The organism is Flagellimonas yonaguniensis (genome assembly GCF_029193885.1).
Lineage (GTDB): Bacteria > Bacteroidota > Bacteroidia > Flavobacteriales > Flavobacteriaceae > Flagellimonas > Flagellimonas yonaguniensis.
Genome location: NZ_JARFVB010000013.1, coordinates 96,309 through 106,083 on the forward strand (window position 1 = coordinate 96,309; position 9,775 = coordinate 106,083).

General features: G+C 41.5%; 9 protein-coding genes. 3 read left to right on the forward strand and 6 right to left on the reverse strand.

Annotated features, from left to right (window positions below):
• The first annotated feature begins 21 nt into the window (after window positions 1-21).
• Genes PY092_RS16065 through PY092_RS16075 form a run of 3 tightly spaced genes read left to right on the forward strand, consistent with a single transcriptional unit; the run spans window position 22 to window position 4,240 of the window.
• Entirely contained in the window at window positions 22-1,530 is a 1,509-nt protein-coding gene (locus PY092_RS16065) for an ankyrin repeat domain-containing protein (protein WP_275616830.1), read from the forward strand.
• Window positions 1,531-1,540: 10 nt separating this feature from the next.
• Window positions 1,541-2,038 carry a DUF2271 domain-containing protein gene (locus tag PY092_RS16070; RefSeq protein ID WP_275616831.1) on the forward strand — a complete coding sequence of 166 codons (498 nt, stop codon included), beginning with the start codon at window positions 1,541-1,543 and terminating at the stop codon, window positions 2,036-2,038.
• 6 nt (window positions 2,039-2,044) lie between these two features.
• Window positions 2,045-4,240: a PepSY domain-containing protein gene (locus PY092_RS16075; protein ID WP_275616832.1), complete on the forward strand. Its 2,196-nt coding sequence runs from the start codon at window positions 2,045-2,047 to the stop codon at window positions 4,238-4,240.
• 805 nt (window positions 4,241-5,045) lie between these two features.
• On the opposite strand, the gene PY092_RS16080 is transcribed toward PY092_RS16075, so the two are convergent.
• From PY092_RS16080 to PY092_RS16105, 6 genes are all read right to left on the reverse strand, one after another.
• Window positions 5,046-5,945, reverse strand: coding sequence for a DUF5777 family beta-barrel protein (locus tag PY092_RS16080; RefSeq protein WP_275616833.1), 900 nt, complete (start codon window positions 5,943-5,945; stop codon window positions 5,046-5,048).
• 5 nt (window positions 5,946-5,950) lie between these two features.
• Entirely contained in the window at window positions 5,951-6,493 is a 543-nt protein-coding gene (locus tag PY092_RS16085; RefSeq protein WP_275616834.1) for a YceI family protein, read from the reverse strand.
• Window positions 6,494-6,498: 5 nt separating this feature from the next.
• Window positions 6,499-6,915 carry an OB-fold protein gene (locus tag PY092_RS16090; protein ID WP_275616835.1) on the reverse strand — a complete coding sequence of 139 codons (417 nt, stop codon included), beginning with the start codon at window positions 6,913-6,915 and terminating at the stop codon, window positions 6,499-6,501.
• 15 nt (window positions 6,916-6,930) lie between these two features.
• On the reverse strand, window positions 6,931-7,293 hold the full coding sequence (locus PY092_RS16095; protein WP_275616836.1) for a cytochrome c: 363 nt from the start codon (window positions 7,291-7,293) through the stop codon (window positions 6,931-6,933).
• A gap of 53 nt (window positions 7,294-7,346) precedes the next feature.
• Window positions 7,347-8,222: a cytochrome P460 family protein gene (locus tag PY092_RS16100; RefSeq protein ID WP_275616837.1), complete on the reverse strand. Its 876-nt coding sequence runs from the start codon at window positions 8,220-8,222 to the stop codon at window positions 7,347-7,349.
• 164 nt (window positions 8,223-8,386) lie between these two features.
• Window positions 8,387-9,775 (reverse strand): hypothetical protein (locus PY092_RS16105; protein ID WP_275616838.1); only part of this gene is annotated, 1,389 nt, incomplete at its 5' end.

Here is a 9,775-nt window from a genome sequence, read left to right on the forward strand (position 1 = left end):
CACTCATAAAAAGCCAATAAAATGAAAACAAGAACTATAAAATCAGTTTTTCTCGGTATGATTACCGCACTTACCACCACTTTTGCCTCAGCACAAGCAGGTGGTTCCGAAAATCCATTTATGGACAGGGATTACTGGGCCTCACACCCCAGCATTGCGGATATAGATGCCAAGATTGCCGAAGGATATTCCATTACTGAAGCGAACAGAGGTGGTTTCGACCCTACGACATTCGCCATTTTTGGGGGAAATCCCGTAGCTACCATCGATCACCTTATCGAAAAGGGAAATGATGTCAATAAACGTACACACGATTCAAGGACTTACATTTTTTGGGCCGCATCACGAGGGGATTTGGATGTAATGAAACACTTGGTCAAAAAAGGGGCAAAAACGGATTTAAAAGATTCCCATGGATATTCTTTGACCCAATTTACTGCTGCAGGGGGACAAACCGATCCAAAAATCTATGACTTCCTAATTGAAAACGGAGCAGACCTGAAGAATGAAAAAGACCATGATGGTCGAAATGTGTTGTTGGTGGCGGCGCCAAGAGTTAAAAATCTGGATTTAATCGACTATTTTATAAGTAAAGGCCTCAGTCTCGATGCTACGGACGACCACGGAAACGGTATATTCAACATTGCCGCCCAAGGGGGGAACATTGATGTGCTCAAAGCCCTGGTTGCCAAAGGTGTTTCTATTGAAAAAAATGCCAAGACCAATGAAAATGCCATTCTTTTTGCCAGTAGAGGCGGACGAGGAAGCAGTAATGGCATCGAAGTTTTTGAATATTTGGAAGAGTTGGGACTCAATGCCAATATTACCTCTAAGGATGGCACCAACCCATTGCACAACGTTTCACGATCTTCCGACAATTTAGCTATCTACGATTATTTTATCGATAAGGGCGTGAATCCCAACGCAACTGACAAAGAAGGAAACACACCGCTATTGAACGCTGCCATGCGAAATAAATTGGAAGTAATTGAATATTTGGCCCAGAAAACTGACAATATCAACCATACGAACAAAGAAGGGCATTCTGTCTTGACACTTGCCATTCAGAACAACAGTGGAGAAGTAGTGAATTATTTGATTTCCCAAGGAGCCAAAACGGATGTATTGGACAAAAATGGAAACAATTTGGCCTACTATCTTTTTGCCACTCGCGGCAATCCACGCGATTTTGATGAAAAAGTCGAGGCATTGCGCAAAGCAGGTTTTGATTTTAAAAAACGTCAACCCGACGACAGCACCATCTGGCATTTGGCCATAGCCAAAAACAATTTGGAGCTCCTTAAAAAAGTTGAAAGTTTTGGAGCGAATATCAATGCAAAAGATGACCAAGGAAATACGGTTTTGCACTATGCCGCCATGAAATCCAGTAATACCGATACCTTGAAGTATTTAATTGCCAATGGTGCCGATACCAAAGCCACTACTGAATTTGGTGAAACCGCATACGATTTGGCCCAAGAAAATGAACTATTGGGTCAAAACAATATGAGTTTAGCCTTTCTTAATTAATCAAATACCTATGAAAAGAACAATAAACAGATTGCTATCCCTTTTTGCACTTACCTTTATTTTTTTAAGTTCATCTTCCTTCGTGCAAATGCCATCAACGGTATCATACAAGTGCATGATACAAATGGCCAACTATTCAGGCGAAAAAGCTTATGTAGTGGTCTCTCTAATGGATGCCCAAGGAAAGTATATAAAAACTTTGTACGTACAGGGGGACGATCCAGAATGGTTCCCAGACTTAAAGGAATGGTGGGCTTTCAGCCATGGGACCAATGAAAACATAGATGCCATAACAGGTGCGACCGTGGGCAATGGAGAAAGAAACATCATCTCTTTGGCCGTGGATTCATCGCAAGTTGACAGTGGTTACAAAATACGATTTGAATCCGCAGTTGAAAACCAAGAATATTACACTGTGGATGCTGAGATAGACCTCAACTCATCAACCATTAGAAATAAGGTTGACGGAAAGGGGTATATCCGTTATATACGAATGGTGCCAAATTAATGATATATGGTTCTTTCGGTATGGCGCTATAGCCATTTGATTCTGGCTATTGTATCTTCCTTGTTTCTATTGGTTGCATCGCTAACAGGGGTTATTTTGGCGGTAGAACCCATATCGAACAAAGTACGCCCGTACAGTGTTGATCGTGCGGACGAACTTACATTGACCGAGACACTAACGAACTTGAATTCCGAATACGATGAAATCCTTTCGATTTCTCGCGATCGTAACGGTTTCGTTAGTGTCTCGGCCATTATTGATGGCAATAACGAACAATTTTACGTTAGCCCATTCACGGGGGAAAGATTGGGAGCACTTATCGAAAAAGCCCCGATTTTTCAGTTCAACACCAATTTACACCGTTCATTGTTCCTCAAGACACCTGGTCGTTTGCTCATCGGACTGGTATCCCTATTGTTGTTCCTGATCGCAATATCGGGCATTGTTCTTATTGCTAAAAGACAGGGGGGCATCAAATACTTTTTTGCGCCAGTGGTGCGCGAAAATTTTTCACAGTTCAACCACGTGGTCTATTCCCGTATTACCTTGTTGCCCATTATTATCCTATCGCTATCGGGTGTTTACCTGTCCCTGCTCCGCTTCGAACTAATTCCTGAAGAACAAATGGTTCACGAAGTGGATTATGAATCGTTGACGGACACACCGAACACACCTCTCCAAAACTTTGCCCTCCTTAGCAACACCAAATTGGGAGAACTAAGGGAATTGGAATATCCATTTTCCGAATTTGTGGAAGATTACTATACCATCTGCCTTAAGGATAGGGAGGTTTTAATGAACCAATTCAATGGGGAGGTCATTACCGAAAAGAAATACCCGTTCATGACCATTGCCTCCTCTTGGGCAACAGTGCTGCACACGGGAGAAGGCAGCATTGTTTGGAGTGCTATTTTGGGGCTTGGAAGTCTTTCCATTCCTTTTTTAATGCTCACGGGCTTTATCATCTACTTTAAAAGGCCCAAAATCCGGATCAAGAACAAACATGCCAAAAATGATTGCGACCATATCATACTGGTCGGAACGGAGGGAGGCACCACATTGCAATATGCCCAAGAGTTCCACAAACAACTACTGAAAACCGGAATAAAGAGTTTCCTGGGCTTGATGAACGACTACAGCGAGTACAAAAAAATGACCCAGCTCACGATTTTTACCGCCACCTATGGGCAAGGAGAAGCTCCCATAAGCGCCAATCGGTTTATGGAATTGGCAAAAGAAACGCTCCAAACCCAGCCATTCACTTTTTCGGTTATTGGATTTGGGTCAACAGCCTATCCCAACTATTGCAAGTTTGCCTACGAAACATACGAAACATTAAAAGGCCTTTCAAATGCAAAAGGTTTAGGAGAGGTGCACACCGTGAACGACCAATCTTTTGAAGCCTTTTCGAATTGGGCCAACCGTTGGGCACAGACGATGGGGTTGACACTTCAGCTTGAAAAACCCAAGATTTCCCTCGCCAAAAACCAGGTTTCGGATTTTGAGGTCATCCATAGGTCGGACCTTGAAGAGGAAAACACCTTTCTGCTTACACTAAAAGATGTGAAGGGCAAAAGAGCTGTTTCGGGCGACCTCTTATCCATAACCCCAAAAGAGGATGGGCGTGAGCGCCTCTACTCTATTGGCAAACTTGGAAGGAACACATTGGCAATCAGTGTTAAAAAATACCCCAATGGAATTTGCTCAAATCTTTTGGGACAACTTGATAAAGGTCAGGTTTTGAGTGCAGCAGTAGCAAAAAACAGACATTTCCATCCACCCAAAAACACAAAGGATGTTGTGCTCATAGCAACGGGCACGGGTATTGGTCCTTTTTTGGGGATGATAGCCACCAATACCCCCAAACGGAAAATGCACTTGTATTGGGGCGGTAGAACACCCCAATCATTCAAGCTTTACCAACCTTACATAGATGAGGCACAGGCCAAAAAAAAGCTACAGAGCTTCACGCCTGCTTATTCCCGTGTCCAAACCAAAAAAGTCTATGTGCAACATTTGATAAAAAAAGATGGGGACAAAGTTGCCGAGATTTTAAACAAAGGGGGGGCTGTAATGATTTGCGGATCTATTGCTATGCAACGTGAAATCATGAACGAACTTCAAACCATTTGCAAATCTTACTTGGCAAAGGATTTGAGCTACTACCAGAACAAAGGTCAGATCAAAATGGATTGTTATTGACACCTATTGATTCTGAATCCAAAAAGTAGCCCCTCCAAGAATCGAACTATTCTCCCAGACCTCCTTTTTAATCAATCTCCACCCCCCTTTAAACTATAAAATCCAACCTTAATACCATTAAATTGACTTGATTTAAACTAGTTAAAACCCGGATTCATTATATTATCGCCACTGAGTCCAATAGCTGTTTTTTGAATTGGTTTAGCGATAATTTATTTTTAAATAGGCCACCTTTTGTAAAACCATGTTTCATTTTCCAAAGCTTGAATCAATTCTCTAATATTGAAAAACGACAGTATTTCAGTTTGATGGCCAATATCAGTGGTTCAAAGACCCCTATTCTTTTGAACCACTTCATTTTCTTACTAATCAGAGAAAATATGAATTTGATCAATAATCCTTCTTGAAGCACTCTTGATCAGATCATTCTGATTCATCCTTTTTATTTGGCATTCCGATCGTATGCTTGCACAGCGCTCATTACTGGAATTGAGAAATGTATAGGTTATTTCAAATGAACCGGAATCATAATCCAATCTTCGAATCCTAAGTTCAATGTTAAATTTTGTTCCGAACATTAAAGGCTTCGCAATTTGAATATGGCTTCTTTGTTCATGAAAACAAACCTTCATGCTATTGAGCTTTTGCCTTGAAAATCCCAAATCGTTCAGAAAATTATAAATATGCCGCAAGGAAAATGCATAGTACGAATGAGTCTCCATTACCATATGATCATTCACATCACTTCCAGAAACTTTATATTCAATTGTACACATGGGTGCTTCCTTTTTTATAGGCTAAAGCATCATTCTCTGGATTGATTCTTCCTTTTTCGTCCTCCCGTTTGAAAAGCCCTGGAAATATTAAACCCAAAATGTATGTCCCCATCAAAGAACCCACCTGTGGTCTCTGTGATAAACCCTTTTTCTATCATGGTAATGGAATTGGAAAGAATCAACTGAAACACATGCCCTCCAGTTTCAATGTCCACGCCAAATGCCAAAGAATTTTTGGTGTCAAGGGACTCCAAGGGGTTAAAGGTGTAATAGTATTCCGCATTTAGAGTAACCCTATTGCTGAGTTTTATTCTGTTTCCAAACCCGAGTGCAAAAATATCGTGTGGGTCATTGTTGATCCTAACCGTGTTGTTGTGTATGTAGGTAGGACTTAGTTGAACAGAAACCCCAGGGGACAGTTTGCTGCCGATCAATACTTGTGAAGTATAGTACAAACGATCATTGAAATCCGGTTTATCGTTAGGGTCATAATCCTTGATGGTCTTGTAGGCAGTACTTCCAAATAAGGAAATTGTGGCGGGAAATGAGTTTTTCCCGGTACTCTGACGAATCAGTTTATACTTGAAAAAGCCATCGTAAGTTTTTTCAAAGCTGCTTCTGCCAATTCCCAACATAAAATTATCTGTGAGTGCATGTTCAAAGGCAAACCTGATATTGGATTGATCAAGTCCGAATAACTCATCTATCCCCAAATTCAACCTTCCAAAACGGTGGGATATGATAAATTCCAAAGTGCCTTTTTTTCTATTTTCCACGGAATGTCCGTTCAAAACACGGGTTCCCTTAAAAGTGGAAGAAACATGATTCTTGGTTTTCGGGGCTTCATCTTCCAAAATCCCCAAAAGGTCTTGGGCATTGGATACAGAACCCAAACTCAATAATGCTAAAAATATGATTGTTTTTTTCATTTGAATTAATTGTATGGTTGATGAATGAGTTCGAAGGATACTTTTATGGTCTTGGCTATATTATTGGCCACAATGGAAGGTATCTTGATCTTATAATCCTTGACTTCCACAAGGAAACTCCCTTTAAGGGCAATGCCATCATCCATTTTTTTAATTTCGGCCGTGGTCTCAATGGGCTTGGAAATACCCCGGATGGTAAGCTCACCTTCGATGTTCACGGTTTTATTGTCCTCCGTTAAATCCCCTAATTCCTGTATCTTCCCTCTAAATATGGCTTTGGGATATTTATGGGATTCCATATAGTTCTCGTTAAAATGTTCCTGCATCAATGATTTTTCAAAAATGAAGGATTGAATAAGCAGTGACACTGCTATCTCTCCATTGGATATATCAACAATGCTTAGGACTTGGTTGTTATCCGCCTCTATATCCTCCACTGGAGAATGGGAAAAAAAAGAAATATGGCCCTGTTTGGTAATGAATTTTTCTTGCCCTTGGGCAATGCCCACAAACAAGACCAACAATAGTGTAAGCTTTAACGTTTTCATATTTTCTAATTGACTAAAACACAGTTTATGAGTATAACATCCATAAGGTAGCCGGTACAAATACCCTTTACCATTATTTCCTGGCCCTCACGTAACGAGACCATTTTTTTATTTTCCTTCTCCGACAAATGACAAATGATGCCTCCCATGGAATCCCCATTGTTCAATGTAATTGTACCATTACCATTAGCGGTCCCAAGTTTTTGTATTTTGCCTGTTACTTGAATAATCTGTTCCAGGTATTTTGTATTTGCGCTTATTTCATCACTCTCAAAATCCTCCAATAAGGTTTGGGAAAACAATACAAGGTCCGGATCGGATTCCGCCACATTCACATGGGGCTTGTTGTACATTCTTAATGCTATATAGCCGCCAAGTACAATAAGTACGGCTACAAGAACCAATATGATTTTATTTTTCATAGCTCTATCATTTCATTAATTATTGGGCGCCCCGTTGTCCACCCAACAACTGATCAATTCGATTTCATCGTTGGTCAATGTCCCTCCAATCGGCATGGTCCTGTTCACTACTTGGGTCTTGACAATACCCGCATTGGTGCTCACTCCTTGGTAAGTCCTTAAATCGGGAAATTGTGTCCCACTATGACAACTCAGGCAATTATTGGCTATAATAATTTTGATGTCATCCATGTAAGAGGCCATGCACGGTTCTTCCTCCATGCCTACCATGTCATCTATGATCTCATCTTCTTCTACATTGGTTTCACATGAGGAGAAGAAGATTATGAGTATGCCGGTACATAGCATACCAATACCTATCCTTATTTTGATTTTCATGCTTTCATGATTTAATGGGACAAAAACATCCCGATTTTATTTCAATTTGATTTCTATGGAAAAATGGAAGGTGTGGTAAAGACGTAGTCCCTATTTTTTACTGGTAAGTGACATTCTATACAGCTTTGGGTAAACGACTCATCTTTACCAAAAGGTTTTAATTCCGTGCCTAGCCATCTTGCCCATCCCCAACCGTGGGTGGCCTCGTACTTTTTTGAGTCCTTGAACATAAACTCGGCGTGTACGAAGGATGACGGGACTATAGCAGCTTCCCAATTCTCATCGCTACGCTGTTCCCAGATTACTTTCCCCAAAATAGCACCATCCGGCCACGGGTTTATTTCATTGTCATCTATGGCCTTGATGGCGATATCGTTTCCTAAAATGACCCTGAGTGAATTATGATCGACTCGAAAGGAACTACTGACCACTTTCCATTCCCTATAATCTTCGGGAAAGGGAATCCCGTTGGGTGCTTTTTTTATCTTTTTTTCTTTTTCCTTATTTTTTTCCCAATCCTTATATTCCTTTTCATAGCGTTCTTTGTCATCCGAATCAGCTGAATGAGCGGCAATGTTATCAAGGCCCTGTATATAAGTTTCCAATTCCTCTTTTTGGTTATCCGTCAATTTTGCACTGGGATGCACAAATAGATAATCCTCCGGGGGCATAATATTTTTCTTTACCTTGGTCAACATATTGAACAGGATGGTCACCTGTTCTTTTTCCGAATATTTGTCCCACTCCGAAAAGTTTATTTTCTCCCTTCCTTTCTCTATGTCCTCTTTGACCATGCCCGCCACAAAGGGAAGTTTATGAAACCATTGTATTTGAGTTTCATTGGAATGACAGTCATAGCATGAGTTTCTTACTATATTCTTGACATTTTGGGGAGTATCGCCAAAATCACTGGTTATTGGCGGGTTCATAGCTATGTTCCTAAACTGTGAAATAAGAATCAATAATCCAATAAGAAATGTAAGAAGTAAAATATATATTGATTTTCTTTTGTTCATTTTTACAAACTTTGATGTATAAACCCGCACTTTAAATAACCAACCAACAAACTTATCTGTCTATGATGTATTAATTTCTAAGGGGCCATTGGCGTGTCCACATTAGCTATCGGCCATACCCCTGGCGCAGGGAAACTCACGCCTTTGTTGTCGCCTCGTACAGCATCTTGTCCGAAGTAATAAAGTGGCCATCCTTTGTAGGTCAACTGGGTTCTTCCGTACACATCTATAGTCCCAAAATCTTCACTGTCCAGAATACTGGGTATCTTGTCCAGAGTGATCTCGGCAATGGGCCACACCTCATTGTTGGAGAAATCTTCGGCAGTAAAATTGTTCTGCCCGTTGGTGTCGTTGGCAAACGTGTAGAGGGTCCTGCCATCGATATCCACAATATAGCTGGTCTCACCATCGCCGACCGTATAGGTGCTTGTATAGTTATTGCCATCGTGCCCCACCAATTGCTCCCTTGCATACATAAGGGAATAATCTGGCTTGGCAACATACCAAATGTTGTTCACATCGTCACCGTTGGTATCGCCAGGAGCATTGTCGCTCATATAGTAGTATAATGGCCATCCTTTGTAAGTGGTCTGTTTGTCGCCATCCTCTCTGGTGATCTCACCAAAGTCGGAAGCGGAAAGTCCTTCGTCCAAAATCAAATCTTCGACATGGAAAACAGGCCAAATATCAATACAGCCACCTGCTTCGCCGCAGGCAGATTGCCCATCCTGATCTTTGGAAAAAAAGTAAAGGGAGTTACCTTCGGTATCAGTCAAAATTTTGCCGTGTGCATCATTATCTGCGAGTTTTACCGTTGATTCCTCTTCAGCTTCCTGAGCCATAGGAGTATCCACATTAGCTATCGGCCATACCCCTGGCGCAGGGAAACTTACGCCTTTGTTGTCGCCTCGTACAGCATCTTGTCCGAAGTAATAAAGTGGCCATCCTTTATAGGTCAACTGGGTTCTTCCGTACACATCTATAGTCCCAAAATCTTCACTGTCCAGAATACTGGGTATCTTGTCCAGAGTGATCTCGGCAATGGGCCACACCTCATTGTTGGAGAAATCTTCGGCAGTAAAATTGTTCTGCCCGTTGGTGTCGTTGGCAAACGTGTAGAGGGTCCTGCCATCGATATCCACAATATAGCTGGTCTCACCATCGCCGACCGTATAGGTGCTTGTATAGTTATTGCCATCGTGCCCCACCAATTGCTCCCTTGCATACATAAGGGAATAATCTGGCTTGGCAACATACCAAATGTTGTTCACATCGTCACCGTTGGTATCGCCAGGAGCATTGTCGCTCATATAGTAGTATAATGGCCATCCTTTGTAAGTGGTCTGTTTGTCGCCATCCTCTCTGGTGATCTCACCAAAGTCGGAAGCGGAAAGTCCTTCGTCCAAAATCAAATCTTCGACATGGAAAACAGGCCAAATATCAATACAGCCACCTGCTTCGCCGCA

What these genes read in the sequence shown, in the direction of transcription:
- PY092_RS16095 (WP_275616836.1), bottom strand. Translation starts at nt 7,293, where the DNA reads ATGAAAATCAAAATAAGGATAGGTATTGGTATGCTATGTACCGGCATA.
- PY092_RS16075 (WP_275616832.1), top strand. Translation starts at nt 2,045, where the DNA reads ATGGTTCTTTCGGTATGGCGCTATAGCCATTTGATTCTGGCTATTGTA.
- PY092_RS16065 (WP_275616830.1), top strand. Translation starts at nt 22, where the DNA reads ATGAAAACAAGAACTATAAAATCAGTTTTTCTCGGTATGATTACCGCA.
- PY092_RS16090 (WP_275616835.1), bottom strand. Translation starts at nt 6,915, where the DNA reads ATGAAAAATAAAATCATATTGGTTCTTGTAGCCGTACTTATTGTACTT.
- PY092_RS16100 (WP_275616837.1), bottom strand. Translation starts at nt 8,222, where the DNA reads ATGAACCCGCCAATAACCAGTGATTTTGGCGATACTCCCCAAAATGTC.
- PY092_RS16070 (WP_275616831.1), top strand. Translation starts at nt 1,541, where the DNA reads ATGAAAAGAACAATAAACAGATTGCTATCCCTTTTTGCACTTACCTTT.
- PY092_RS16085 (WP_275616834.1), bottom strand. Translation starts at nt 6,493, where the DNA reads ATGAAAACGTTAAAGCTTACACTATTGTTGGTCTTGTTTGTGGGCATT.
- PY092_RS16080 (WP_275616833.1), bottom strand. Translation starts at nt 5,945, where the DNA reads ATGAAAAAAACAATCATATTTTTAGCATTATTGAGTTTGGGTTCTGTA.